This window comes from Vibrio injensis, from assembly GCF_001895205.1.
Lineage (GTDB): Bacteria > Pseudomonadota > Gammaproteobacteria > Enterobacterales > Vibrionaceae > Vibrio > Vibrio injensis.
Genome location: NZ_BDJF01000027.1, coordinates 724,021 through 749,628, shown reverse-complemented (window position 1 = coordinate 749,628; position 25,608 = coordinate 724,021). Strand labels below are relative to the sequence as shown.

Below are 25,608 nucleotides of genomic sequence, written 5' to 3'. Positions count from 1 at the left end.
ATAATGTCTGCAGGATTAGTACACGCGGCTTATATTATTGCTGCCTTATGTTTTATTTTGAGTCTAGCGGGATTATCGAAACAAGAATCAGCACTTACCGGTAACTATTACGGTATGGCTGGTATGACGATCGCGCTGCTAGCTACCATTTTCAGTCCTGAAGCACAAGGATTGAGCTGGATTATTTTGGCCATGATCATTGGGGCCGTCATTGGGATCCGTTTCGCTAATAAAGTCGAGATGACACAGATGCCAGAGCTCGTTGCGATGTTGCACAGCTTTGTCGGTATGGCTGCTGTATTGGTCGGTTATAACAGTTTGCTCGCTGCTCCTTTGGTGGATACTCATGCGGAACATGTGATTCATTTGGTCGAAGTTTTTATCGGAGTATTCATTGGTGCCGTGACGTTTACTGGATCGATCGTCGCGTTTGGTAAATTGAGCGGTTCAATTAGCTCGTCGCCTCTAAATTTGCCGCATAAACATAAGTTAAATCTCGCGGCGTTAGTAATATCGCTTCTATTACTCATGCAATTTCTAAAGCTTGATGGTGGCTTATTGCCGTTGATCATCATGACCGTGATTGCTTTAGCCTTTGGCTACCATCTGGTTGCATCAATCGGTGGCGCTGATATGCCAGTTGTGGTTTCAATGCTCAATTCTTATTCGGGATGGGCCGCCGCTGCCGCTGGTTTTATGCTCGCCAATGATTTGCTGATTGTGACCGGCGCTTTAGTCGGATCGTCTGGGGCGATTCTGTCTTATATTATGTGTAAGGCGATGAACCGCTCATTCATCAGTGTTATTGCTGGTGGTTTTGGTCAAGAAGTAGTGATCAGCAGTGATGAACAGCAAGGTGAATACCGAGAAATGAATGCTGAAGAAGTGGCAGAACTTCTCAAAAACTCTCGTTCAGTCGTAATTACCCCGGGTTATGGTATGGCTGTCGCGCAAGCGCAATATCCTGTTTACGAGATCACAGAGAAGTTACGAGCATTAGGGATTGATGTCCGTTTTGGGATTCATCCTGTGGCTGGTCGGTTACCGGGTCACATGAACGTGCTACTAGCCGAAGCTAAAGTACCTTACGATATTGTATTAGAAATGGATGAAATTAACGATGACCTATCCAAAACCGATACAGTGTTAGTGATTGGAGCGAATGATACGGTCAATCCCGCAGCGTTAGATGATCCTCATAGCCCAATAGCAGGTATGCCAGTATTAGAAGTGTGGCATGCGAAACAGGTCATTGTATTCAAACGTTCGATGAATACGGGTTATGCTGGAGTGCAAAATCCGTTGTTCTTCAAAGACAATACTTTCATGTTATTTGGTGATGCAAAAGAGAGTGTAGACGCCATCTCTAAAGCATTGTAATCTGCTTAAACCGAAGCAAGAAGCCAGCATTTTGCTGGCTTCTTGCTTTCTGGTATTCGAGTATTCGATCTAAGGTCAACAGGGTAAATAACGTTGTTTGAGTCAATAAGAGCGATACTTTGGTATATTATTGACAGTGATATAACAAGCGCTGTTTCTGTTTATAGATAATGCATCATCACTTTATGGTTTTATGATCAAACGATTATTCACATTGACAAAAACACTCATCCGCAGCCTAGTGCTAGCCACTTGCACTTTTACTGTTTCAGCTTTTGCCGATTCCCTACCGGAGCGGATTGAACTGTTTGTATCGCTATTTGATGAGCAAGCAGCCATGGTCACCTATGATATTCGTACGATTCAAAAAGAGTATCCAACTCGATTATTAACGCCAGAAACTATGTTGCCACAAACGGCATCTTATCCATTAAAAGATATCCAACTTTTATATCAGTTAGCACAAAACTGCTCGGGTAATTTACCTTTGAACCCTTTAGTGACCGAACCTTTAGTTTTTACTCGAGCGTTGTGTAAAGGAAGTCAATTACCCGTACGTTGGTTTGCCAGAAGCTCATTGATTCATCCTGGTGGTGGTACTTATGCTGCTCGTTATGCAGAAGTTTATCCCGATCAGTATGCGCAACTTGAGCCTTTTATGCATATTCAAGAGCGAGCGCAAGCGCCTAGTCAATCTTTATTGGGACGTTTGCAAAGAATGAACGAAGATGCGATGAATGCGCTGATCTCTGGTGCAATCATGTTTGGTGATAAGGATGAGCTTTGGTTAAGAAAAGGCGATGAATACTATTTATTCGATGACAGCATTTGGCAAAAAAATGCCAGTCAAGCCGGTTTGGCTTTTAGTTTTGTAGAGAGTGATACCACATGCTTTGTTCAACGAGGCAATTTATGCTGGAACGTACAAGATCATACGGATTTGCTTCGTATCAGTATGTTTGTACTAGTGTTGGCAAATATTTTCTTGGTGATCAGTTGGTCAATTTATCGCTGGAACTCTAAACGACAAGAAATGAAAAGTAGGATGCTAATCTTACAAATTCTTACCCATGAATTGAGAACACCAATTGCCAGTTTATCGTTGACGGTTGAAGGGTTTCGTCGAGAATTTGAACATTTACCCGAAACTGTATACGATGAGTTTCGTCGTCTTTGCGAGGATTCTCGTCGTTTAAGGCAGCTTGCTGAAGCCAGCAAAGATTACTTACAGTCGGATAATAAACCACTAGCGACCGCTTGGGTTCCTTCTGTGGAAGAATGGTTGCAATACAAAGTAGAAGAAGAGTTTACTCAACCTATTGAGTTAATTATTAAACAAGATATAGCGGCAAAGCTCAATGTGTATTGGCTTGGTACCTGTATCGATAATTTGATTCGCAATGCCGTAAAATATGGTGTTGCACCTATAACCCTAGAAGTGACGTCAAAAACTGATTCAGTTACGATTAAAGTAACCGATCAAGGTTCGTTGACTCATAAAGATTGGCGTCATTTACGCAAGCCCTTTGTAAGTAAAAGTGGCTTAGGACTTGGCTTAACGATTGTTGAATCGATGGTTGGTCGAATGGGGGGCCGTTTAACCTTAATCGGACCACCAACCACGTTTATATTGGAGATACCTTGTGAAACAGACATTGCTTCTCGTTGAAGATGATAAAAACCTTGCTGACGGTTTATTGGTAAGTTTGGAGCAAGCGGGATATGACTGTTTACATGCAGAAACTATCGCTGCAGTGAATCAATATTGGGAAAAAGCGGATTTAGTTATTTTAGATAGACAATTGCCTGATGGTGATTCTATTGCTCATCTTGCTGAATGGAAGGCTTTAAAAGAAATCCCGGTTATCTTATTGACCGCTTTAGTGACCGTCAAAGATAAAGTTACGGGCTTAGACGCAGGAGGGAATGACTATCTGACCAAGCCATTTGCAGAAGCTGAATTATTTGCTCGGATAAGAGCGCAGCTTCGTTCGCCGGATGGTGAGGATAGTGATGATAGCAAAGTGATTACACCAAATTTGGTTATCGATAAAGCCACTCGAGAAGTCTTTTTTAACCAACAGTGTATTACCTTAACGCGAACTGAGTTTGATTTGTTGCTTTTCCTCGCCAGTAATTTAGGTCGAGTATTTACTCGTGATGAATTATTGGATCATGTGTGGGGTTATAATCATTTCCCGACCACACGAACGGTGGATACGCATGTATTACAATTGCGGCAAAAGCTACCAGGTTTAGAAATAGAAACGCTTCGTGGTGTCGGGTATAAGATGAAAGCCTAAATTATGTATAGAAAAATAGGCCTTATTGGCACGCTTATGTGCGTGCCTTTTTATGCACAGAGTGTGGAATGGTTTGAGAGTAATAGCCCGTTAACTCAGGTACATCAACACCTACTCAATAACGATCTCGACCGAATGTTTCATTCTCTGGTTGAAGTTTGGCAACTCAACCAAACGAAAAATACCAAAACACATTTAAATGATTTATTGATCCAATCGTTATCGGTTGACTGTGGTAAGGGGTTAGCCAGTAAGACGTTTCCATCATGGTTAAACAGTATTGTGGTTCGTAAGGTGGATATTCAAAGTCCTGGTCGTGATGCGTATCAAGTCATACTAGAAGCACAAAGCGATAAGGCTTTGAATAATATAACGTTAACTCAATGGATTGAGAAACCAATTTCTACAGACAGTAGCTTTATTCACCTTGGTGACGGCGTCACTGATGGTGCGATAACCTATCGCAAGCATTATAATCTGAACTCTAAGTTATCTATGGGGTTGTATCGAATCGATATTACAGCTGAAGATCAAGATTCGTGGAGTACTTGGGTTATCTTTGGCGAACCTAAAGCTAAGCAAACGGTTCGTTGGTCGAGTAAAGATCAATGGACTGTCGATAAAAATGCATTATTGAATCGCCATTGCCCATTACCTCGGTTAGATGTGTCGGTGTACGATTATTTTGATGGTGAGTATAAAGAAATTTGGCAACAAAGTTATGAATCAAACTATCCGACTCAACTTGAGCTCACAGAACTAACATCGGATCGCTATATCCTTGCGGTTTCAATGACTCATAAGCGCTGGCAAGGACCAATAATCATAGAGCAAGCTCAAGTTATTAGTAAAACCTATAATGTTTCTCTAGAGGAATGATTAAAGTTGATAGACAATAAGCCGTTATAACAACAAAGTAACCAACGGTTTATTGGATATGAACAATAAAAAACACATTTGGCTTTTAACGCTTCCTGCGCTGCTGGTTGCCACAGAGACTCTTGCGGCAAATTATGCTATAGAAGCCCGCGGAGATGCCATGGGTGGCGTTGGCGTGGTCTCAGCAAACTATCTTACTGCTCCGTTCTATAATCCTGCTTTAGTCGCTATTTATCGACGTAATGATGACGCAGGGATGATTTTACCCAGCATTGGATTTACTTATAACGATCCTGATAAATTAGTGAAAAGTATCGATAATATTGCTGATCTTATTAATAGTAATGATCCAAGTAAAGCCACCGAATTACAGACGGCGCTTAATGATATTGACGGCGATACCCTTAACGCAAACCTGGGCGGGGTTATCGCTTTTGGTATACCAAACCGCTACATCTCTGCGAATATATTTGGTAAAGCGTACACAGAAGTATATGCGGCTCCCAGCATCGCATCAGATTGCCCTGTAAGTGCTAATCCCGGTAGTCCTGAATGTATTCTTGAGCAAGCACAGAATAGTGGTATTAATGCCGTCTCTATTGCCGTTACTGAAGTTGGTATCTCGTTAGCCAAATATCAAACCTTCCTCGGTCAACATATGGCTTTTGGTATCACTCCGAAATTACAACGCATTTATACTTATGTTTATCAAGCCAGCTTTAACAACTATGAATTCAAAGATTTGTTAGATAACGGTACGGGAGAAACGACATTTAACATTGATGCTGGCGCGGTATGGTTTTATGGGCCTTATCGTTTAGGTGCGGCTGCCACCAATTTGATCAGTCGAGATATTACGACACAAATGGTTAACTCTGTTCAGTATGATTATCAAATCCGCCCACAAATCACACTCGGTGCAGGTATCGTTGCTGATTATGCGACCTTGAGTGTGGATTATGATTTGAATACCGACCGCCGATTTAATAACTTTGCCGATGATACGCAGATGATCCGTATTGGTGGTGAAGTGGATATCATGCGTCAATTAAAATTGAGAGTAGGGTATAATAAAAACCTAGCTTATAGTGGCCGAGATGGCACCATTACTGCAGGGATTGGTTTATCACCGTTGAATATCATTCAGCTTGATATTGGTGCAAGTTATACCAATGAAAATGCTATGGGGGCATACGTAAACTTTCTTGCTAGTTACTGATTGTCTCTTTATAGTGAGGCTCCGTAATAGGAGCCTTTTTTATGTTTGACGATATACCGACTTTAACTCACAGTGAACAGCAAGCCGCTGTAGAAAAAATTCAGAAATTGATGGCTAAAGGGATCAGCACTGCACAGGCGATTCAAATCGTTTCTCAGGAAATTCGCCGTCAGTATGCTGAAGATTTACAGAATAAAACCGAATAGCTATCTGATTTAGAAGAGCACTCATGTGCTCTTCGTTCATTAATATCACTTACTTATTCATTTTAAATTATGAACTTATACCATACACATCTGTACTAAAAATCCAACAATCTAATGCACTATAACTTAAGATACGGCGTAACTTTATTGATATACGAAATAGTTTAAATAATAGAATTAGACGAAATAATTAAAGAGCAAATAAGCTTAATAAAAAAGGGGGAAGGGTGATGATCATGGCCACTAATTCGATACTCATCAGGGCCATGATTGACATGTTTACAATGTTGCTTGTAATGCTTGTTCAAGGTCCGCAAGTAAATCATCAATATGCTCGATACCTATCGATAATCTAACCATATCGGCTGAAACACCCGCAGCTTGTAATTCTTGATCATTGAGCTGGCGATGAGTCGTCGATGCTGGAATCGCAGCACAACTTTTAGCATCACCAATATTCACTAAACGAAGAATTAGATTTAATGCATCATAAAAGCGTGTTCCAGCTTCTCGGCCACCGACTATACCAAAACTGAGAATGCCAGACGCCTTTCCGTGCATATATTTTTGGGCAAGTGAGTGATCTTTGTGAGTCCTTAAGCCTGCATAATTTACCCAATTCACTTGTGGGTGCTGGTTAAGCCACTGAGCTACAGCTAAAGTATTATCATTAATTCGCTCAATCCGCAAAGCTAATGTCTCTAATCCCTGTAACAGATTCCAAGCCGCGTGAGCACTCAGCGCCGCGCCCATATTCCTCAAAGGAACGACCCGTGCTCGAGCAATAAAAGCCGCAGCACCAATATCTTGAGCATAGTTGACACCATGATATGAAATATCGGGTTCATTTAATAATGGGAAACGCTGTGGGTAAGCATGCCATGGGAATTTACCTGAATCGACAATCAGACCACCAATCGTGGTTCCGTGACCGCCAATATATTTGGTCGCAGAGTGAACAACAATGTCCGCGCCATGTTCAAAAGGTCGCCATAAAAAGGGGGTCGCAACAGTATTATCAACAATTAATGGTAAACCATGTTGATGAACTAAGTTAGCCAGCGTTTCAATGTCAACAATACTGCCGGATGGATTACCGATACTTTCACAAAAAACCGCTCGGGTTCTATCATCAATCAGTTGAGCTAACTGAGTAAAATTATCTTTGTCTACAAATCGAACTTCAATGCCTTGTCTGGGCAAAGTATGAGCAAATAGATTATAAGTACCACCATATAACTCACTGATAGAAATAATATTATCGCCAGCTTGAGCAAGAGTTTGGATAGCATAAGTAATCGCGGCCATACCAGAAGCTACCGCCAAAGCGCCAATACCACCTTCAAGCGCCGAGATACGTTGCTCAAGCACATCACAGGTTGGATTCATTATCCTAGAATAAATATTACCTTGAACTTTTAAATCAAAAAGATCGGCTGCATGTTGTGCATCATTAAAACTGAATGAAGTAGTTTGATGAATAGGTACCGCAACAGAGTTTTGATTATCAGCATGATAACCATGGTGTAAAGCTATCGTTTCACGTTTCATTACATGTCCTTATAGTGATAAACGTAAGGCATGTATAGAACCATGGGCATGATATTCCTGTCAATGTTAACGGTCACACTTTAGTGCGCATTATCATTGTTATGTTAAATAAATCGGCGAAGGTAAAGGTGGTTTTATCTATTCAATGTGGGCGATAAAAAGAGAGCTTGAGATAGACCTTACTCTACTTCTACTCAGCATACGCCGAAGATTAAACATAAGGTCTATTTACCATAAAATAGCTAATAACGACTCTTGTTATCAACATACAAGTGTCGTTATTAGCTGCCAGCAAGCTTTACCGTGTAACCTTTTTTTTCAAGCAACTGCTTAATTTTGTCACGCATTTCACCTTGAATTTCAATGTGGCCGTCCTTTATCGAACCACCGCAGCCACAGGACTTTTTTAGCTCAGCAGCCAGCAACTTTAGAGGCGCATCATCAAGATCTAAACCCTTAATAATCGACACACCTTTGCCTTTTCGGCCTTTTGTTTCTTTGTGAATTCTGACAATCCCATCACCTTTTGGACGCTCAATGCTTGGGGCTTCAGGCTTAATACGGCCCGTTTCCGTTGAATATACAAGAGTCATAATATACTTCGTTCTTTGTTATTTTTTTAATTGAGTTTGTTGGGCTTCCGCTTTCTGTTTTGCAATCAGATAAGCTTCGATATGTTTTTGAATAGCAACTTTTGCTCCTTTGATCAAGCGGCCATTGAAAAAGCAATACCATCCATTGGGTTCTCCGGTATCATTTTTTAACATGAAACCGTTAAATTGCTCTTGAATTGTTTGTGCACTACCTTCCCGTTTTTTGCCAATCGATTCAAATTCACTTGGGTCAATCAGCGATGCCGTATCACAAAACCAATCAATACTTTTTTTTACTGCAGCGAGGTTTCCAGTTAAAACGTTTTTTTTGATCTGCACTTGCCAGATGTCTGGGGAGTTATCTGCAGATTTTAAAGTAAACCCTCGGTATGTAGTAATTGCCATGATGACCTACTTATTTTTGTCATTGATAGTTAAATAATAATTGTATCTTCTCGGTACGCAAGTATATTTAGTAACTAATTAGAAAGTTATAGTGCGTTAACATGAAAAGACCTCTTGTACAATTGACTGAAGCAAAACAGATCAAAGCTAAACTATTGGAATTTAAGCATCCTATCACACCACAGCAGCTTGCTCTATTGACCCAAGAACATTATCAAAAAAATTCATTACTCGCCTTCAGTAAAGATTGGAATATTTTCACTGAATTTTGCCAAAGAAAATCGGTAAACCCTTTACCGGCTTCCGTTACCGCCGTTAGATTATTTCTTGAAAGTGAAGCCAAGGTAAGAAAGTTTAGTACCATTAGACGTTACTCTGTCACTATCGGTATGATTCATTACTTACTGAATCAAAAAGATCCGACGTTGAATGTGCAAGTTCGTCAACTTCTTCAACGCTTAAGGGCGGAAAAATACGGCGATGAGAAACAGGCTGAATGTTTTACTCGTCAACACTTGGCATCACTTTATCAATTAATGGCCGAAAGCAATGAAAGTCTAGCAATACGTGATTTGGCTATCTATCACGTGATGTTTGAATGTGCCATGAAACGAGGAGAGCTTAAAAAGCTCAGCTTCAAAGATATAGCAGAAGATCATAGTCAACTTAGCATTGGCAATGAAATCTATCAATTATCCCCTTCAGCGCAGCAAATATTAGCTCGTTGGACGGCATTGATCTCTCAGCAAGATGGCGCAGTTTTTCGCTCGATTGATAGGCATGGCAATATCAATAATCAACCTTTAGATGATTCATCCATCTACCGTATATTAAGGCGTGCTGGTGATTTATTAGCTCTACCACATTTAAAATTTTCAGGTCAATCGACCCGAATTGGTGCCGTAAAAGAGCTAGCCGAACAAGGCTATCATACTAAAGATATTCAAAGTTTTGGGCGTTGGTTAAGCCCTGCGATGCCTAACCAATACTTAGGTAAATTATACACCGCAGAAGTTGCTAAAATAAAATTTACTCGAATTAAACCTTGGACATAAGTGAGCGTTGGACACAATCAGCTAAAAAAACCGAGAATGAGTGGCCGTGGTGTTCCAGCATTTTCGGGAACATGGAAATGGGCGTCATTCCAGGAAAAGTATTCACTTCATTAAGATAAATTTCGCCTTGTGAGGTAAGGAAAAAGTCTATTCGAGCAAGATGCCTTAATTTCATATGCACAAAAACCTTCTCTGCACAGCGCTTAATGAGATCTCTTTGCTCTACAGTGATATTATCCGCAGCTACTTTAGTAATTGAATGACTATTGGCACTGTACTTCTCTTCATAGCTATAAAAAGCATCATCAGGAGCAATGATCTCGCCAGGCTGAGTAATATGGAGTTTTCCCCCAAGCTCATAAGCAGCAACCTCTAACTCTCGCGGTTTGACGGCTTGTTCAACCAGCACTTGATCAGAAAAGGTAAATGCATCATCAATTGCCTTGGCAATTTGCTGCCTATCGGTGACCTTGTAACAGCCAACCGATGAACCTTGCCGAGCCGCCTTGATGAATACAGAGCCCCATTTATCAAAAGCTAGCTGGGCTTGACGTAAAGCTTCATCGTTATTTTCTGTTAAAAATAAGTAGGGTGTATTAGGAATACCGAGTGCGTCATACCACAGTTTCGACGTGATTTTATTGAAACTATTACTGCTGGCTTCTGGTCCACATCCTAAATATGGGATACCGGCCAGCTCTAACATTGATTGGATATCGCCCGTTTCACCCGGATAGCCGTGGATGCAAGGCACAACAAAATCGATGTGACGAGAGCCATGATCGCTATTTAGTGAGGCAGAATTCGTATCAAGGTAAACCATATCACCGGAATCAGTAAACCACCCCGTGGGTTTCATCTCTACTCGAATCACGTCGAACGATGACGTTAACGTCAGTTGTTGCTGTAAATAATCAGCAGAAACTAGCGAGATCTCGTGTTCTGACGAGCCTCCACCACATAAAAGTAAAATTGTTGTTTTATTCATTAAACCGTTCCGTTACACCAAAATTTGCTTGCAGACCACAAGACCAACTGATGTGGTAACCACATTCATTCTATCGGCTATGATAGACAATTCAGCACAGAGGTACACCATAGAAAAGGATTTATTACCTAATCTTAGTTTAATTGTGTAGAGAATAAACAGCACAGGGGCAAAAGCCCCTGTTGTAGATGTTCATTAATTGAGTTTATTTAATGTAGGAAAGTCTGAATTTTTAATACTATCGATACTCTTAACAAATGGTTTCAAGTCACGAAATTCTTCAGGTAATCCTTGCAAGGCATTCAATGCTTCCTGACGAGTGGCGTAATCACCATACAAAACCGTGTACCATTTAGTACCATTAACAACCTTGTAGTTTTCCCAAATTGGTTGGCCATCTTTAGGTAACTGATTAGCAAATTGATCAACTTTGGTTTGTGCGCCAACAGCGACAACTTGAATGGTAAAGCCATAACGTGGATTCATTGCCAATTGCTGCTCAGTTGGTGGAGCAATGGTAACTTTAGGTTTAGCTGGTGGCGTGGCTTTAACGATTTTTTGCTCTTCGGCAGGCGTCATTTTGATCACTTGAGCTTGAACATTGCGTTCGGATACTCCGTCAGCATTGCCCCTTTCTGAGACGATAGGTTTAGGAATATCGGCTACAGCAAACTCTTCCGTATGACTTTGAGTTGTTACATCCGTGATATAATTTTCCGAGGCACAGGCGGCGAGCAGCGCGCACAAACCAACAATCGCAATTCTTTTCATAAACCAATACACACCTTAGATAGAAAGTAATGTAAATCATGCCGATAGCGCGTCTTATAATCAAGTATAGGATGTCATTATCTCTGATTATCCTGTGATTTATGACACAAACTGGAAGAGAGATGATGTCATGAAGATCACATCCAGACTAAATACATCAACACCATCAGACAATTTTAACTAAAGTATTGTTCATAAGGCGGTATTGACCTTTGGTAAACATTTCACACCAGAGGCAAAACTTGGTTATTAGGCTCATTACCTGTTAGGTCTTCACATCATGAATTCTATCAACCCGCTACTTAATCCAAGATCTGTGGCTGTGATCGGCGCTTCAACGCGATCTTTTCGAGCGGGTAATATCGTTATGAAAAACCTACTTCAGGGCGGTTTCGATGGGGCAATTATGCCGGTGACGCCACGTTACCCATCGGTATGTGGCGTCTTGGCTTACAAAACTGTACTTGATTTACCTCTCGTCCCCGATATTGCGATTCTTTGTACTCATGCTTCTCGTAATCTACAACTCTTTAGCCAATTGGCAGAAAAAGGCGTCTCATGCGTTATCGTATTATCCGCCGATATGTACAGTGAAGATGCTCAACAGCACGAAATTCAGCAGCAGTGCCTAACGATTGCCAAGCAAGCCGGAATTCGCGTACTAGGCCCTAATAGCCTTGGGATTATTCTGCCCTGGATACATTTCAATGGCTCATTTTCTCCGGTTAATGCCTTAAAGGGGCATATTGCTTTTATCTCCCAATCGGCTGCGGTATGCACGACGATTCTCGATTGGGCCAATGATAAACAAATTGGCTTTTCGGCTTTTATTTCCCTAGGCAACGCCTGCGATATCGACTTCGCCGATTTGCTCGATTCGCTCAGTATCGACAAACACACTCATGCTATTTTGTTGTATGTCGATACCATCAAAGATGCACGTCGCTTTTTATCCGCAGCACGTGCCGCGTCTCGTAATCGACGAATACTTGTTTTAAAAGGTGGTAGAACCGCGGCAGGACGAAAGGCAGCTAAAATACACACTGGAGGCGAAGATACCCTAGATATTATTTATGACTCTGCCATTCGCAGAACCGGTATGCTGAGGGTTAATAATACGCATGAGCTGTTTGCCGCCGTTGAAACGTTAACTCATGCCGTACCACTCCAAGGCGAGCGACTGGCAATCATCACTAATGGTGGTGGACCTGCTATTATGGCCGTCGATACGTTGCTCGAACGTGGGGGGAAATTAGCACAATTAAATCCAACCGTTTATCAACAGCTTGATCAATGCCTTCCACGTAGTTGGTCGCAAAACAACCCAATAGATATTGTTGGAGATGCTGACCACATTCGTTATGTTAATGCGTTAAAAGCAGTGCTTGATAGTGATGATATCGATGCCATTCTGATTATGCACTCTCCTTCCGCCATCGCGCACTCAGAGCAAACAGCAATGGCTATTGTTGAGGTGATCAAAACTCACCCTCGGGCGAGGCGTTTTAATATTCTGACCAATTGGTCTGGGGAACTCACCGCTCGCCCGGCTCGGCACATTTTTACTCAAGCTGGCATCCCGACCTACCGCACACCAGAAAGTGCGGTCGTGGCCTTCATGCATTTGGTTGAATTTAGGCGTAACCAAAAACAGCTGATGGAAACCCCGACGACCACTGAGTTGGTGACCGCGTCAGAAATCAATAGCGCCAAAGCGTGGATAGCCGAGCATTTAAGCGAACAAGAAAGTGTGCACATTGATACTCATCAAATAGGTACGTTCCTCAAATGCTTTCATTTTAATGTGTTACCTACCTGGATTGCTTCAGACAGTAGCGAGGCGGTACACATAGCAGAAACGATTGGCTATCCGGTTGCGGTAAAATTGCGATCTCCAGACATTAGTCATAAATCCGACGTGCAAGGCGTTATGCTTAACCTACGCAACCGTAACGAAGTGGCTAATGCCGCGCAATCGATCCTTGATAGAACTCAACTCTCCTATCCGGCAGCCAGAGTGTATGGCTTGTTAGTGCAAGCGATGGCCAAACTGGCTTAAAGTCAAACACGATGCTATTTTTGGTCCAGTGATTTTACTGGGCCAAGGAGGATCAGAGTGGGAGGAATCACTGGATGCGGTCGCGGCATTACCACCATTAAACATGACACTGGCAAGATACTTAATTGTTCGAGCGCTACGCAGCGGTAAAATTCGTTTGCAAAAACAACCAATTCCTATTGATATTGACGGTTTATCCGAGTTTTTAGTCCGAATCTCCCAACTGATTATTGAATGTCCACAAGTACACGAATTAGATATTCACCCTTTGCTGGTCAATGGCGATCAATTTACGATTCTAGATGCTGATTTGGTATTACAACGTTTCGAAGGGGATGCACAAAGTCGATTAGCTATTCGCCCCTATCCTTCTGAATTGGTCGAAAATATCATAGCTAAAGATGGGGAGCCGCTAACGATTCGACCGATTCTCCCCGAAGATGAGCCACAACATGCCGCTTTTATCAATCGAGTTTCAAAAGAAGATCTATACAAACGTTTTTTTTCGGATGTCGGTGAGTTTAATCACGAAGCCCTAGCCAACTTTACCCAAATTGATTATGACCGAGAGATGGCTTTTGTTGCTGTCAGCCATAAAACCTCACCAGCAGAGATCATTGGTGTCTCACGAGCATTAATCAACCATGATAACAGTGATGCTGAATTTGCCATTTTGATCCGCTCCGATCTTAAAGGAAAAGGGCTCGGATCATTGTTAATGAAAAAGATCATTGATTACTGCCAAGCGAAAGGGACTGCCCGCATCTCGGGTATGACCATGCCTAGCAATAAAGGGATGCTTAATTTAGCCCAAAAACTGGGCTTTAGTATCGAGATCCACTTTGAAGATGGAACGGCAGACATGGTCTTGACCCTAACCGAACCGTAAACCAATACTCTGGTAGATCAAACAAGATCCCAATGTTTTTTCAAATATTGAATACACCACGATTTTGCTTCACCAGTCGTGTTTCTGCGCCAAGCCATAACAATATCAATGTGTTTATCTGCACTACCGGATATTTTTTTCAATTGCCCACTGGCAATTAACGGTTGTGCAGTTTGTATCGGCAAAGTACCAATACCTAATCCTTCCACCAGCGCTTGGCACTTGGCATTAAAATTACTCACCGTTAAACGCGGCTGCTTTTCTAAAATATTGACACTCATCGCTGGTTGTTCACGCGCTGTATCGGCAATCGCAATCACTCGATACTTTTGTCGAGCCTGCTCATCAAATTCGCCACGGCGGCGATGAACATAATGATCGCTCGCGGCAACCCAAATCAGTGACATTGAGCCTAATCGCTCTGATTTTACCTCTTGCGGTAAACTGTCTATCTTAGGGCAAATCAGTAAATCGGCTCTTCCTGTAGCGAGAGACTCCCAACTTCCGGCTAAAATCTCTTCTTGTAGACGAATCCGAGTTTTACTGACATTACCTAATGCATCCACCAAAGGAAAAAAGTTCGCGACCGGAATGATGCCATCAAAAGCCAATGTAATATCTAGCTCCCAGCCGTTAGCAAGTAACGTCGCATCGTTAACTAGCTTCTCGGCGGCGGACAAAATGGTTCGCCCACGCTCAAGGATCAACCGTCCAGCATCAGTAAAACTGGCTTTATGACCAGAGCGATCAAAAATCATCATATCCAAATCTTGTTCAAGCTTTTGAATTTGATAACTCAATGAGCTTGGTGCACGGTTCAGCTCATTGGCCGCCGCGGCAAAACTCCCCCGCCGCTCAATCGCATCTAGGATATGTAGTGCTTCTAAAGTAATCGGGCTTTGCATCTCTTTTTTCCTCAAACAAGATCGGTGATTTGACGATCGTTTTACTCTGGTTTTACCCATACTTGGCTAAAATCAAACCAACCTAAGGCATTGCACTTTGCATTTTGTAACGCACCACATTGATCTTTATTCACCCCTAACCAGCAATGAAACATTGGAATGATCTGTTTACTGGCGACTAAGGACTTACCGAGCTCTTGAGCGGGAAAAGGGGTTGATTCATCGCTCGCACGCCATTGATCAATCAATCCAGACCAACGATAAAAATCCTCGGCTTGGCTCATTGGTTCTATATCGGAGTAATCCAATAACCAGCCAGCCAGTGCATCATCCCGATGGTTAGCGATGCCCATGGCTTTGATCCAAATGTCCACCTGATCGACATCATCAACGGTTAATTCATATTTAATGAAAGTTGCCTCAATGCCATCTTCTTTAAGTAGGCGTTCAATACACTTCGCTAAAGTAGGAAACATAGGATGTTGAGCATGATAAGCAACCGTAACGGTTTTACCGATTGGTGGTTCAACGGCTGACATTGGCCCATTTTGATGATACCAACCCGGCTTTAATCCATAAGCAGGCAATACGCCCAGTTCAACCACCTTTTCTTCTGGTAACAAACGAAATAAATTCAGCGCACTGAGTTTGGTTTGTAAATAATTAGCCCAAGTCTCATTAGACGCAATACCGTTACGACGATTGAGTAATAAATAAGTGCAACCGGGATCGAGTTCAACATCTTCACTAAATGAACCGCGCTGACTTTTTATCGGGTGCGTTAAGCTCGGAAATACCATTGAGGAGTGCACTTCATCAATAACCCATACTTCGACACGGTCCAGCAACGGACGAAAACCAAAATAGCCATCAAATGCTTGTAGCACTAGTCTTTTTTCGTCATTAATCAAAACCTTATAAGGGCCACTACCTATTGGTTTTTGATCAAAATCATCCGCTCTTAATGACTCTGGCAATAAAATTTTTGCACAAGATTCTGCCAATAATAGCGGTAAACGAGTATCGGGTTTAGCTAGATGAATATCGACAACCCAATTATCAGGAGTCGTAATGGCGTCAATGTGTGCAAACAAATTGACCAAACGTAATTGCCATAGACTCTGCACCACTATCTCAGTAGTCATTAATTCACCGTTATGAAAACGTACTCCTGGACGTAAATAAAACCGCCAGTGTGTTGAGCTTAACGCTTGCCAGTGATGCGCAAGATCCGCTTGCAGCTGTTCCTCTTCATCTAAACGAGTCAAACCTGAATAAATTTGTCGCGCAATATGCAGCTCAGATCGGCGCATCGGCTTCGTAGGATTAAGCATAGAGAGTGGCCGATAATACGGCAAGCGCACCACTTGTAAGCCTTCTTGGTGTTGTACACCTAGATAACTTTGGATAACTTGAGTTAACTTAGCGGCATCTTGATCCAATACCGCCAGCGCTTGACCTATCTTGCCTTCTTGCAGATAACGACGAGCAAGGTTTTCACTGACATCTGCCCGACTACGTTTAAAAATAAGCTGTGAGAGTTTGCCGCGTCCTGGAGCGGGATGCCATTCAATCCATCCCTCATCTTCTAATTTATTAAGTACAATACGCGCATTACGTCGAGTGCAAAATAAAATGTCGGTAATATCGTCTAATTGTGTCTCTGCATCTTGACCATGAAAATGAGCAAATAAGGTTTCAAACTGGACACGTAAGCGAGGGCTACTCATAAAGGAGGAAACTCTATATCTTAAAAACTTACTACAGTTTCCTCTATTTAGGTCCTTCAGTGCAAGAGCAGGCCAGCAGTTTAGGAGATATCGCAACCTAAAGATTGAGCAAGCTCAGATAATTGTTCGTTGTTATCGAGTTTAACTGACCATTTTACACCGCCACTGTTGGCCAGCATTACATTTGCGCCTCTGCCAAGTAAAGTGACATTGTCACTTGAAGATTGTAGACTAATTGAATGCTCACCCAGTAAGCGCACCACCACTTCATGTGCGGTGGCAATAATTTTCCCACCGGAAAATTCAATCATCATTCGATTGCCTCGCTATCTTGCCTAACTTTATTACGCTGCTGTTTGACCGCCAACGTTAAACGACTGACACAAACTAAGCGGCCTTGTTCATCGGTAATATCTATCTGCCAAACTTGAGTGGAAATACCGAGATGGATAGGTTTCGCCGTGCCAATTACCTCACCTTGTCGCATGGCCCGTAAGTGATTAGCATTAATGTCTAATCCTACGCAATAGCGAGTCTCATCGACGGCAAAATTACCGGCAATGGAGCCTAAGGTTTCGGCTAAAACCACTGAGGCTCCGCCATGCAACATACCCAATGGTTGATGTGTATACGAACAGACAGGCATGGTTGCCGAAATAGAGTTTTCCGTGATCTCGGTATAAATAATATTCAAATGCTCCATCATAGTATTTTTTGACGTGGCATTTAATCGCTCTAAGTTGATTGGCTTTTTCCAAATTTCCATGTTCACCCTTAATAAAATACATCAATAGCCGTCAACAACGCGTATCCAGCAATATTGCATCTCCAATAAACTTGGGTATATTGTACAACCACTTGGCTATCTATCCTACCGAGTCATTATAGGGATGATTATGATTAAGGATGTGTTATGCGTTTAAGAATAAAAATCTTAAGCTTAACGATGACGTTGATTGGTTTAACCGCCTGCAGCGCTTCGCCAACTGGGCGCAACCAGCTATTGCTGTTCTCGAATACCCAAATGAGCACACTCGGTGTGCAATCTTTTAGTCAAATGAAAAGTGAGTTGCCGATCAGTCAAGATGCGGCCTTGACTCGCTACGTACAATGCGTCACCGATGCCCTTCTTCAGTACGTCCCAGCACAGCCTAGCGTCGAGCAATGGGAAGTTGTCCTGTTTGATAGTCCACAAGTGAATGCTTTTGCCCTACCTGGCGGCAAAATCGGAGTCTATACCGGATTACTAAGCGTTGCCGTCAATCAAGATCAACTGGCAACGGTGATTGGTCATGAAATTGCTCATGTACTTGCCAATCATAGTAATGAACGCCTCTCTCAAGCCCAACTGGCCAATGTCGGATTACAAGTCACTGATGTTGCTTTAGGAGCTTCAGAATATGCACAATATCGTGATTTGACCATGGCGGCTTTAGGTGTCGGTGTTCAATATGGCGTGATTATGCCTTATGGCCGCCGCCAAGAATCAGAAGCGGATCGCTTAGGATTAACCTTAATGGCCCAAGCTGGGTTTGATCCGACACAAAGTATCGAACTATGGCGAAATATGGCAAGAGCTTCGATGGGACAACAACCCCCTGAGCTACTATCGACCCATCCTTCCCACAGCACACGCATTAATGATCTGGCTGCGAAGATATCAACATTGCCAGATACCACTCGACAAGCGCCCAATTGTGGACCATAAACTAACATCTCGTTCAAAACGGCTTTAATTACCTTCAGATCCCCGGGAAACACTGAACATTCTCGGGGTATAGCCCTTCCAATCGTAGGCATAAAGTGGATAATACCCGCGAACTTAACTTTATAGAGGTGGGAATCAATGTCTACTGAAGCAACTTTACTCGAACGCTGTGACTCAAAATGTGAACTGTGCGCGGCACAAAGCTCACTTTCTCCTTATGTGGTTGCGCCGCATACACAGATCACCGTCGATCACGCTATCATGCTTTGCGCCACCTGCAGCTCACAAATCGAACAACCTGAAACGATGGACGCGAATCACTGGCGCTGTCTAAATGACAGTATGTGGAGCCAAGTAGCACCTATTCAGGTAATGGCATGGCGTCAACTCAAGCGTTTATCCGCAGCAGAGAGCTGGGCGCAAGATTTGCTCGATATGATGTATATGGAAGAAGATCTTCAAAAATGGGCCGAAATCGGTATGAACGATGATGAAGATAAGCCCCGTGACGTGAATGGTGTTGAACTCAAAAAAGGCGATGACATCACGGTAATCAAAGATCTTCCAGTGAAAGGCTCAAGCATGGTAATCAAACAAGGAACGGCGGTACGTGGTATTAACTTAACCGATGATCCAAAGCACATTCAGGGTAAAGTTAATGGTCAAACTATGTACATTATCGCTGAGTATTGCCGCAAGAAATAAGCAACTTTGTGCTTATCTTTGGTAAGCGCTAAATGTATATAGCAAAAAGCCGACGTTTTCGTCGGCTTTTGTCTTTTAACAACTTGTCTTTTTGCTTAACGTGTTAATCCAATATCACGTTGAATATGGCTAGATAATTCTGCGGTGTGGTAGTACGTTGCTTGTTTTGTTTCCACAAAAAGAATATCCACCAAATGAGCTATCAATCCTTTGAAGTTAACCGCATAGGTTTTTTTATCCATAGAGGTTGGTGCTGTTAAAGTACCTAAACGCATTGCTTGTGCCATGTGAGCCTCTCTTAATTCGGTAACTTATTTGCGCGCATTTTAAGCAAGCTATTGCTACAAAAGAAGTGACAAAATTTGTCATTTCGAATTAAAAAAACTAATGAAACAACCCTATAACAACTGCGGAATATATATTCAATGTAATCGCATTTAAAACTGATATTTGACCATCCTATGCATAAGAACAATCCGCTCCACGACTTTCTAGATACTTCATTAACAAATATTTTACTCTCGCGGAAAGTCACTATTTTCTAACTTAATAACAGCAGCTTGAGATCGAGCCTGCCCTTTAACAAGTGATGCGATGATCGCAAATAGCATAGTGGTTAATAGCACCGACAATGATATCCAAGTTGGTATTTCCCAACGAGAACCAACCAGTAACATTTTTACGCCAATAAACATCATAATGAATGCTAAAGCCGGTTTTAAATAGATAAACTTATCCAGCAAGCCTTGTAAAACAAAAAATAATGAACGCAAGCCAAGCAAAGCAAAAACGTTAGCGGCGAGCACGAGAAAAGGCTCTCTCGTCACTGCAAAGATGGCTGGAATAGAATCCAGTGCAAACATCACGTCCATACAGGCGATCACACCAACAACGATCAACATCGGAGTAACCCACCAACGTTTGCCAACACGTACCCAAAGTGCATGTCCTTGGTATTGATTCGTCACTCGGCAGCAACGTCGGATGATTTTTTCTGCTAATGGATTAGCGTGACTCGCTGGCTTTTCTCGTAATAACTGCACACCAGTCCACATTAAGAACAGGGCAAACACATACAATAAGCCATGATATTGTTCAAGTAATTGAGCACCAACGATAATCATCACCGCACGCAACACAAGAGCACCAATCACTCCGAACAAAAGCGCTCTTGGACGAAGCGACTCCGGCACGGCGTATTGATGAAAAATAATCGCAAAGACAAACAAATTATCAATACTAAGTGATTTCTCGAGTAGATAACCGGTTAGAAAAGCTAATGTTGCTTGCGAGGCGCTGTAAGGGCTATGAACAGCATAATCATCCCAAAAGAGATAAAGGACTGCCGCAAACAAAAACGCGAGTAAAATCCAGACCACGCTCCAGCTTAACGCGCGTTGCAGGGTAATTCGGTTACCACGAGTTTGCCAAATATCCATAGCAACCAGAGCAAAGGTTAACAACGTAAACGAAATATAGATGATCGGGGTCATGATTCCTCCACAGGCGGAAGGAAAACGGATTCTCGATAGGAAAACGACACCTTCCGCATACCAGTTAGTTCACTGCCTAAATCAGCAGTATGGAATGCGTTGGTCTCGTCGAAATAGAAGTGGTAAAACAGACTATTTATATTTGCCGGATAAGCGATGCTTAACGTGATGACGACAAATAAACAAATGGCGACTACTCCCCAAACGTCGCCATTTTATGCTGAGTCGCTACTTTCGTCTAGAGTTTATAGCAATTAAACACCTGCAAAGGGCAAAACATACACTAAACCTGCCCATAAACTAATCCAAACAACCACCACTAAAGCATCTAACCAGTCTTTACTCCACATTGGCTTCTCCCCTGTTTGAGTCACAGCACACAATGCTTTGCAAAGAACACGCCATATTAACGTGTGTATTGTCCCGTTTCTTGTCGTTCAGCGTCATTACTGAGTATCGAAGGATTATCGGTTAAAAACTCAATAAAGGCATCGGCCATGGAAATCGTAGTTATCTTTCCTTCCCCTTTCATTTCTGTCAGTCCTTGGTAGCCTTCTTTCCCTTTCATAGTGTAAGCAGAGGAAGTTCCCCAATATTCCTGTTCCGCTTGCACAGGATGCCACTGCCCCTTTTGCCAGATCTGTAAATTGGTGATTCGCTCTCCAAGTGGCCGTTCGGGCAGATACTCAAAGGAAAGGTGATGGGTATAAGGATAACTTCCCGCTCCCGTTCCCTCGACACCGTTATTTAAAGCGTTATTAATTGCCCCTTCAAGGGCTTTAGCTAAGCTTTTACCTTTTAAACGATAGACGCCAATCGGCACGGCAAACGGAAGCAATTTTCCGGCAATATCGGCAACAGAAACAGCACCAGCAGATAAAGAGGTTCTCACACCGCCCGCATTATGAATTGCAAACTGAACCGGATAGCCACGTTTACGCATCACATGCATAAAGGCTCTGGCGACTAAAGGAGCCAATTCACTGGGGCCTTCTTGATCGGGAATACGCACATGGCGTAGTGCTTGAGTAGCATGACCAATGATTTGCTGCTGCAACTCTCGCACGCGAGGAATGTATTTATTGCGCAAAATAGCATGCACTCGCGGATCTTTTTTACACACCACGACATTAGGGTGGTTGTTGACAAAATCACAGGCATCGAGATAAGCAGAATCACTGCCTGCTTCACTCATGCTCGCATCAAGGAATAATCGTCGACCCAGCAATAACTCATTACGCCCTGAGAAATTCACTACGTTGCCTTGTTCATCAAAGTCTATCTGGCAGTGGCCTAACGCCAATGCATACAGCCCAGCTTGAACAACGTAAGTTTGGTTAATTTTTTGTCCATAGGATTCCTCACAACTTAAACCTAGTGAGCTAAAATCACCTTGCAATACGTGAGTATGACCACCAACGATTAAACTTATCCCATCAACCTTAGCCGCTAACTCTTTGTCAGCTTCATAGCCTAAGTGGCTGACGAGAATAATTTTATTAATCCCAGCATTGTGGATCTGTTGAATGGTATTCTTAGCTGTTTCTAAGGCGTTGATAAATGGTGTATCAGCATCTGGGTTGGCTATATCATCCATTTTATCCAAAGATAAACCAAAGAGAGCGATATCACTCCCCTGCGCGGATTTAACAATCCATCGAGCGCACTGCTTATCAACATCAAAAGCATGCACACGCGGGTTAATCGCTAAACGGTGAGGTTTATCTTCATGCTCTTGCGATAAATCCCAATTACCGGCAAGTAAAGGAAATTGGATACGCTCAGCAAATTGCGCCACCGGATCATTACCCATATCCAGCTCGTGATTCCCTAAAGTCATAGCATCAAGGCCCAGTGAATTGAGCATTTCCGCGTTCGCTAATCCTTTGAATAACGAAAAATAGAGCGTGCCTTGGAAACAATCGCCAGCGTGAACCAAGATAAATTCTCTCTGCATCCGCTTAGCATCCGCTCTTAACTGCTCAACGCGAGTGGCAATACGCGCAAAACCGCCAGCACTGACAAAAGGCGTCATGGTCTGCCCATCAATATTTAAGGTCAGTTGTAATGATGTTGGCTCAAAATAAGAATGGGTATCATTGATATGAGCCAGAGTGATTGATGTAATATTTTTTATTTTTTTCATAACTTTCTCTCTCTTTCGCGCTCATCCTAGCGGAAAAATCATGACAGAATCGTGACTTTTATGAAATAGGTTTGCAAAAAAAGTGCTCAACTGTCCTATTGTTTATTACGTAACACGGGATAAAAGGGATGAATTTGTGAGATGAGGACAAGTTTCAAGCCTTAACAGTCTGCTTTTTCAGACTTTTTCCTTTATGCTAAAAGAAAAGCTCAGCGCAAGCAGGCACGCGTTGAGAAAAAGGACCTTGCCGATGCATCTAGAACGTATTGAAATATCAGGATTTCGTGGCATTCGCCGTTTATCACTCGCTTTCGATGAGTTAACCACCCTCATTGGGGAGAATACATGGGGCAAATCCTCGTTATTGGATGCACTCTCGATCATGCTACCTGCCGATGGTCGGCCTTACCAGTTCGAATTGCAAGATTTCCATGTCGATTATTCTGTCTCTCATCCCCAAACCCAAGACATTCAAATCATTTTAAGTTTTGTCACCACAGAACCTCGCGAACATCGAGCTGGGCGTTATCGCAAGCTGAAACCCGTGTGGCGACAAGACGAACAGGGTAATCAACGAATCATTTATCGTGTCAGTGGAACGCGAATACAATACGATATCTCAACGGATTATGCTTTTTTAGATTTAGACGGTAATCCTATTTTAGTTCATAACAGTGCACAAATCGCTCACACGCTCATGAGTTTACATCCGGTGATCCGATTGCGAGATTCTCGACAATTTGAACGCCCTTTCGTCGAAGGTAACGGCAAAAATACCCGTGTTGAAAAACGAATCAGTAACACATGTCGCCGTCTAATGGCCATTCCTGGTCATGTTAATAAAGGTGAAATGCGCAGTAGCCTGAGTGCTATGCAAGCTTTAGTCGAACATTATTTTTCTTTTAAAGATCAAAAACGCAAAAATCCACGTCGTGAGCGCGAAAGCTTAGTTTACGCCTCTCCAAGTAATGATAAAAGCTTAACGCAAATTGTCGATGAAACCAAAAATCGTCAAACGCGGCTGCTACTGCTCGGGCTGCTTAATGCCTATCTTCAAGCAAAAGGACCGAATGATCTTCGTCGCTATGCGCGACCGATTTTAATCGTTGAGGATCCAGAAGGACGTTTACACCCCACTCACTTAGCCAGAGCTTGGAGCCTTTTGGAGTTGTTACCGATGCAAAAGATCTTAACCACCAACAGTGGTGATCTTCTCGGTTCTGTGCCACTACATTCGATCCGCCGTTTAGTCCGACAGTCAGATAAAACGATCGCTACCAGTATGCCTATTCATGGCGTTAGCCGAGATGAGTTAAGAAGAATTGGTTTCCATATTCGCTTTCATCGTTCTGGTGCACTCTTTGCGCGCTGTTGGCTACTGGTAGAAGGCGAAACTGAAGTCTGGTTATTCAGTGAATTAGCGAGACAATGTGGTTATAACTTGGCTGCAGAAGGCGTACAAATTATCGAGTTTGCTCAATCAGGGTTAAAGTCATTGATCAAAGTGGCCAAAGCTTTTTCGATTGAGTGGCATGTGGTTACCGACGGCGATCCTGCAGGTAAAAAGTATGCGGCAACAGTGATCAGTATGCTAGGCAATGATCAACCTCGACATCGGTTAACCGAACTTCCTGATCGTGATATCGAGCATTTTCTCTATTCTCACGGCTTTGAAGACTTTTTTAAAGACATGGTCAAGATCCCTCATGATCATCCTATTCCGGCTAAAAAAGTGGTTAGCCGCGTGCTCAAAAAACACGCAAAGCCTGACCTAGCTCTAGCGATAGTTTCTCACTGCGATAAAAATGGTCTTGAATCTATCCCGGTCTTACTACGCTGGACACTAAAACGTGTCATTACAATGGCAAATGGCAGCAGTTAGAGCCAAAATCAATTAGAACCTAAATCAACCAAAAAAAGCACAGCCATTAATGTTAGGCTGTGCTCAGTATCAAAGGAGCAAAACAGTCACATTTAGGGGAAATATGAATGTTGATATCAGAAAAGATGATATGACGTCATTGATACAAAAATAAGCAAGGCAACCATCGTATTTTGGATAATGGCTCCATTATCAAATAAACGGTTTAACTGACCCGATTGATGGATTTTAAGCGTTTAGTTTGAGAAGCACTTTGTGCGCGTTGATGAAGCCATACCCCGCTCGTTTTCATCAAATAACCAAAAATACCGCCAAGCAGTAAAGAAGGGATCACTAAGGGCCATTGTTCTGCTGCTGCAAACGTCGCACAAGATCCAATAAAGGTACCGGGAATATAAGCGAGCCAACTTTTACTGGCTTGAATACACATCATAAAGGCAACGATTGCAGTGATGATATAACCTAATACATCAACACCCATCCACGAAGAGCTGTAGATAATCACTAACGCCCAAAAAACCCCGCTGATGTTGCACAGTAAACTTTGCAGTAATCCTCTGATCCCTTCATTCGGGGTAGCAAAAAAACTGGTACAACCTAAAAAACCAGCCCAAGAGAGAAGCCCTAACGACACAGCAATCCATCCCCAAATACCGGATAAGATCCCCGTCGTCAGTGAAATAGCAAACAATATATTCATGATCCTCTCCGCAGCTAGCCGCTTGAAAACAACGTTATCAA

The 25,608-nt window shown here is 42.5% G+C and carries 23 protein-coding genes and 1 pseudogene; 11 read left to right on the top strand and 13 right to left on the bottom strand.

Annotated features, from left to right (window positions below; translation table 11 throughout):
- The first annotated feature begins 3 nt into the window (after nt 1-3).
- The 6 genes from pntB (at nt 4) to BSR11_RS15255 (ending at nt 5,987) form a co-directional block, all read left to right on the top strand.
- The gene (gene pntB / locus BSR11_RS15280; RefSeq protein ID WP_072671182.1) at nt 4-1,380 is read left to right on the top strand and encodes a Re/Si-specific NAD(P)(+) transhydrogenase subunit beta; all 1,377 of its coding nucleotides are present in this window, start codon (nt 4-6) and stop codon (nt 1,378-1,380) included.
- Between the two features lie 193 nt (nt 1,381-1,573).
- Nucleotides 1,574-3,049, top strand: coding sequence for a sensor histidine kinase VxrA (gene vxrA / locus BSR11_RS15275; protein WP_072671181.1), 1,476 nt, complete (start codon nt 1,574-1,576; stop codon nt 3,047-3,049).
- On the top strand, nt 3,024-3,683 hold the full coding sequence (gene vxrB, locus BSR11_RS15270) for a response regulator transcription factor VxrB (protein ID WP_072671180.1): 660 nt from the start codon (nt 3,024-3,026) through the stop codon (nt 3,681-3,683). The genes vxrA and vxrB overlap by 26 nt, the downstream gene beginning before the upstream one ends.
- 3 nt (nt 3,684-3,686) lie before the next feature.
- On the top strand, nt 3,687-4,562 hold the full coding sequence (locus BSR11_RS15265) for a DUF2861 family protein (RefSeq protein ID WP_072671179.1): 876 nt from the start codon (nt 3,687-3,689) through the stop codon (nt 4,560-4,562).
- A 58-nt stretch (nt 4,563-4,620) separates the two neighbouring features.
- Nucleotides 4,621-5,781 (top strand): conjugal transfer protein TraF, encoded by a 1,161-nt coding sequence (locus tag BSR11_RS15260; RefSeq protein WP_072671178.1) that lies wholly within the window; start codon nt 4,621-4,623, stop codon nt 5,779-5,781.
- 41 nt (nt 5,782-5,822) lie between these two features.
- Nucleotides 5,823-5,987, top strand: coding sequence for a YoaH family protein (locus tag BSR11_RS15255; protein WP_072671177.1), 165 nt, complete (start codon nt 5,823-5,825; stop codon nt 5,985-5,987).
- Between the two features lie 279 nt (nt 5,988-6,266).
- Here the strand turns inward: BSR11_RS15255 and BSR11_RS15250 are convergent, their stop codons facing one another.
- The 3 genes from BSR11_RS15250 to BSR11_RS15240 form a co-directional block, all read right to left on the bottom strand.
- Complete coding sequence (locus BSR11_RS15250; RefSeq protein ID WP_072671176.1) at nt 6,267-7,538, bottom strand: O-acetylhomoserine aminocarboxypropyltransferase/cysteine synthase family protein; 1,272 nt, start codon at nt 7,536-7,538, stop codon at nt 6,267-6,269.
- A gap of 281 nt (nt 7,539-7,819) precedes the next feature.
- Entirely contained in the window at nt 7,820-8,131 is a 312-nt protein-coding gene (yciH, locus tag BSR11_RS15245; protein WP_004396328.1) for a stress response translation initiation inhibitor YciH, read from the bottom strand.
- Between the two features lie 18 nt (nt 8,132-8,149).
- Nucleotides 8,150-8,536: a DUF3319 domain-containing protein gene (locus BSR11_RS15240; protein ID WP_072671175.1), complete on the bottom strand. Its 387-nt coding sequence runs from the start codon at nt 8,534-8,536 to the stop codon at nt 8,150-8,152.
- 101 nt (nt 8,537-8,637) lie between these two features.
- Between BSR11_RS15240 and BSR11_RS15235 the strand changes: the two genes are divergently transcribed.
- Nucleotides 8,638-9,591 (top strand): tyrosine-type recombinase/integrase, encoded by a 954-nt coding sequence (locus BSR11_RS15235; protein WP_072671174.1) that lies wholly within the window; start codon nt 8,638-8,640, stop codon nt 9,589-9,591.
- Here BSR11_RS15235 and BSR11_RS15230 read toward each other — a convergent pair.
- Nucleotides 9,575-10,579: a D-alanine--D-alanine ligase gene (locus BSR11_RS15230; RefSeq protein ID WP_072671173.1), complete on the bottom strand. Its 1,005-nt coding sequence runs from the start codon at nt 10,577-10,579 to the stop codon at nt 9,575-9,577. The two genes, BSR11_RS15235 and BSR11_RS15230, sit on opposite strands and share 17 nt — an antisense overlap.
- Before the next feature lie 195 nt (nt 10,580-10,774).
- A complete protein-coding gene (locus BSR11_RS15225) occupies nt 10,775-11,350 on the bottom strand; it encodes an SPOR domain-containing protein (RefSeq protein ID WP_072671172.1) in 576 nt (191 codons plus the stop codon).
- A 280-nt stretch (nt 11,351-11,630) separates the two neighbouring features.
- Between BSR11_RS15225 and BSR11_RS15220 the strand changes: the two are divergent.
- Nucleotides 11,631-14,298 (top strand): annotated as a pseudogene (locus BSR11_RS15220) (bifunctional acetate--CoA ligase family protein/GNAT family N-acetyltransferase).
- A gap of 17 nt (nt 14,299-14,315) precedes the next feature.
- Here BSR11_RS15220 and BSR11_RS15215 read toward each other — a convergent pair.
- The 4 genes from BSR11_RS15215 to BSR11_RS15200 form a co-directional block, all read right to left on the bottom strand.
- Nucleotides 14,316-15,203, bottom strand: coding sequence for a LysR family transcriptional regulator (locus tag BSR11_RS15215; protein WP_072671171.1), 888 nt, complete (start codon nt 15,201-15,203; stop codon nt 14,316-14,318).
- Between the two features lie 41 nt (nt 15,204-15,244).
- Nucleotides 15,245-16,933, bottom strand: coding sequence for an SgrR family transcriptional regulator (locus BSR11_RS15210; RefSeq protein WP_072671170.1), 1,689 nt, complete (start codon nt 16,931-16,933; stop codon nt 15,245-15,247).
- An 80-nt stretch (nt 16,934-17,013) separates the two neighbouring features.
- Complete coding sequence (locus BSR11_RS15205) at nt 17,014-17,247, bottom strand: DUF3389 domain-containing protein (RefSeq protein WP_072671169.1); 234 nt, start codon at nt 17,245-17,247, stop codon at nt 17,014-17,016.
- A complete protein-coding gene (locus tag BSR11_RS15200) occupies nt 17,244-17,699 on the bottom strand; it encodes a hotdog fold thioesterase (protein WP_072671168.1) in 456 nt (151 codons plus the stop codon). Before BSR11_RS15200 ends, BSR11_RS15205 begins: the two co-directional genes overlap by 4 nt.
- Nucleotides 17,700-17,846: 147 nt before the next feature.
- Here BSR11_RS15200 and BSR11_RS15195 point away from each other — a divergent pair, with 147 nt between their 5' ends.
- Both BSR11_RS15195 and BSR11_RS15190 read left to right on the top strand, forming a co-directional pair.
- The gene (locus BSR11_RS15195; RefSeq protein ID WP_072671167.1) at nt 17,847-18,641 is read left to right on the top strand and encodes a M48 family metallopeptidase; all 795 of its coding nucleotides are present in this window, start codon (nt 17,847-17,849) and stop codon (nt 18,639-18,641) included.
- A gap of 138 nt (nt 18,642-18,779) precedes the next feature.
- Nucleotides 18,780-19,346, top strand: a complete 567-nt coding sequence (locus BSR11_RS15190; protein ID WP_072671166.1) for a PhnA domain-containing protein — start codon at nt 18,780-18,782, stop codon at nt 19,344-19,346.
- Nucleotides 19,347-19,441: 95 nt separating this feature from the next.
- Here BSR11_RS15190 and BSR11_RS15185 read toward each other — a convergent pair whose 3' ends face one another.
- The 3 genes from BSR11_RS15185 to BSR11_RS15175 form a co-directional block, all read right to left on the bottom strand.
- Nucleotides 19,442-19,633 (bottom strand): hypothetical protein, encoded by a 192-nt coding sequence (locus BSR11_RS15185; protein WP_072671165.1) that lies wholly within the window; start codon nt 19,631-19,633, stop codon nt 19,442-19,444.
- Nucleotides 19,634-19,861: 228 nt separating this feature from the next.
- The gene (locus tag BSR11_RS15180; RefSeq protein WP_072671164.1) at nt 19,862-20,839 is read right to left on the bottom strand and encodes a TerC/Alx family metal homeostasis membrane protein; all 978 of its coding nucleotides are present in this window, start codon (nt 20,837-20,839) and stop codon (nt 19,862-19,864) included.
- Nucleotides 20,840-21,245: 406 nt separating this feature from the next.
- Nucleotides 21,246-22,985, bottom strand: coding sequence for a bifunctional metallophosphatase/5'-nucleotidase (locus tag BSR11_RS15175; protein ID WP_072671163.1), 1,740 nt, complete (start codon nt 22,983-22,985; stop codon nt 21,246-21,248).
- Nucleotides 22,986-23,235: 250 nt separating this feature from the next.
- Here BSR11_RS15175 and BSR11_RS15170 point away from each other — a divergent pair, with 250 nt between their 5' ends.
- Nucleotides 23,236-24,867 (top strand): ATP-dependent endonuclease, encoded by a 1,632-nt coding sequence (locus tag BSR11_RS15170; protein ID WP_072671162.1) that lies wholly within the window; start codon nt 23,236-23,238, stop codon nt 24,865-24,867.
- Between the two features lie 205 nt (nt 24,868-25,072).
- Here the strand turns inward: BSR11_RS15170 and BSR11_RS15165 are convergent, their stop codons facing one another.
- Complete coding sequence (locus BSR11_RS15165) at nt 25,073-25,567, bottom strand: DUF1097 domain-containing protein (protein WP_072671161.1); 495 nt, start codon at nt 25,565-25,567, stop codon at nt 25,073-25,075.
- Between the last annotated feature and the right edge of the window lie 41 nt (nt 25,568-25,608).

What these genes read in the sequence shown, in the direction of transcription:
- pntB (WP_072671182.1), top strand. Translation starts at nt 4, where the DNA reads ATGTCTGCAGGATTAGTACACGCGGCTTATATTATTGCTGCCTTATGT.
- vxrA (WP_072671181.1), top strand. Translation starts at nt 1,574, where the DNA reads ATGATCAAACGATTATTCACATTGACAAAAACACTCATCCGCAGCCTA.
- BSR11_RS15265 (WP_072671179.1), top strand. Translation starts at nt 3,687, where the DNA reads ATGTATAGAAAAATAGGCCTTATTGGCACGCTTATGTGCGTGCCTTTT.
- BSR11_RS15260 (WP_072671178.1), top strand. Translation starts at nt 4,621, where the DNA reads ATGAACAATAAAAAACACATTTGGCTTTTAACGCTTCCTGCGCTGCTG.
- BSR11_RS15255 (WP_072671177.1), top strand. Translation starts at nt 5,823, where the DNA reads ATGTTTGACGATATACCGACTTTAACTCACAGTGAACAGCAAGCCGCT.
- BSR11_RS15250 (WP_072671176.1), bottom strand. Translation starts at nt 7,538, where the DNA reads ATGAAACGTGAAACGATAGCTTTACACCATGGTTATCATGCTGATAAT.
- yciH (WP_004396328.1), bottom strand. Translation starts at nt 8,131, where the DNA reads ATGACTCTTGTATATTCAACGGAAACGGGCCGTATTAAGCCTGAAGCC.
- BSR11_RS15240 (WP_072671175.1), bottom strand. Translation starts at nt 8,536, where the DNA reads ATGGCAATTACTACATACCGAGGGTTTACTTTAAAATCTGCAGATAAC.
- BSR11_RS15235 (WP_072671174.1), top strand. Translation starts at nt 8,638, where the DNA reads ATGAAAAGACCTCTTGTACAATTGACTGAAGCAAAACAGATCAAAGCT.
- BSR11_RS15230 (WP_072671173.1), bottom strand. Translation starts at nt 10,579, where the DNA reads ATGAATAAAACAACAATTTTACTTTTATGTGGTGGAGGCTCGTCAGAA.
- BSR11_RS15225 (WP_072671172.1), bottom strand. Translation starts at nt 11,350, where the DNA reads ATGAAAAGAATTGCGATTGTTGGTTTGTGCGCGCTGCTCGCCGCCTGT.
- BSR11_RS15215 (WP_072671171.1), bottom strand. Translation starts at nt 15,203, where the DNA reads ATGCAAAGCCCGATTACTTTAGAAGCACTACATATCCTAGATGCGATT.
- BSR11_RS15210 (WP_072671170.1), bottom strand. Translation starts at nt 16,933, where the DNA reads ATGAGTAGCCCTCGCTTACGTGTCCAGTTTGAAACCTTATTTGCTCAT.
- BSR11_RS15205 (WP_072671169.1), bottom strand. Translation starts at nt 17,247, where the DNA reads ATGATGATTGAATTTTCCGGTGGGAAAATTATTGCCACCGCACATGAA.
- BSR11_RS15200 (WP_072671168.1), bottom strand. Translation starts at nt 17,699, where the DNA reads ATGGAAATTTGGAAAAAGCCAATCAACTTAGAGCGATTAAATGCCACG.
- BSR11_RS15195 (WP_072671167.1), top strand. Translation starts at nt 17,847, where the DNA reads ATGCGTTTAAGAATAAAAATCTTAAGCTTAACGATGACGTTGATTGGT.
- BSR11_RS15190 (WP_072671166.1), top strand. Translation starts at nt 18,780, where the DNA reads ATGTCTACTGAAGCAACTTTACTCGAACGCTGTGACTCAAAATGTGAA.
- BSR11_RS15185 (WP_072671165.1), bottom strand. Translation starts at nt 19,633, where the DNA reads ATGGCACAAGCAATGCGTTTAGGTACTTTAACAGCACCAACCTCTATG.
- BSR11_RS15180 (WP_072671164.1), bottom strand. Translation starts at nt 20,839, where the DNA reads ATGACCCCGATCATCTATATTTCGTTTACGTTGTTAACCTTTGCTCTG.
- BSR11_RS15175 (WP_072671163.1), bottom strand. Translation starts at nt 22,985, where the DNA reads ATGAAAAAAATAAAAAATATTACATCAATCACTCTGGCTCATATCAAT.
- BSR11_RS15170 (WP_072671162.1), top strand. Translation starts at nt 23,236, where the DNA reads ATGCATCTAGAACGTATTGAAATATCAGGATTTCGTGGCATTCGCCGT.
- BSR11_RS15165 (WP_072671161.1), bottom strand. Translation starts at nt 25,567, where the DNA reads ATGAATATATTGTTTGCTATTTCACTGACGACGGGGATCTTATCCGGT.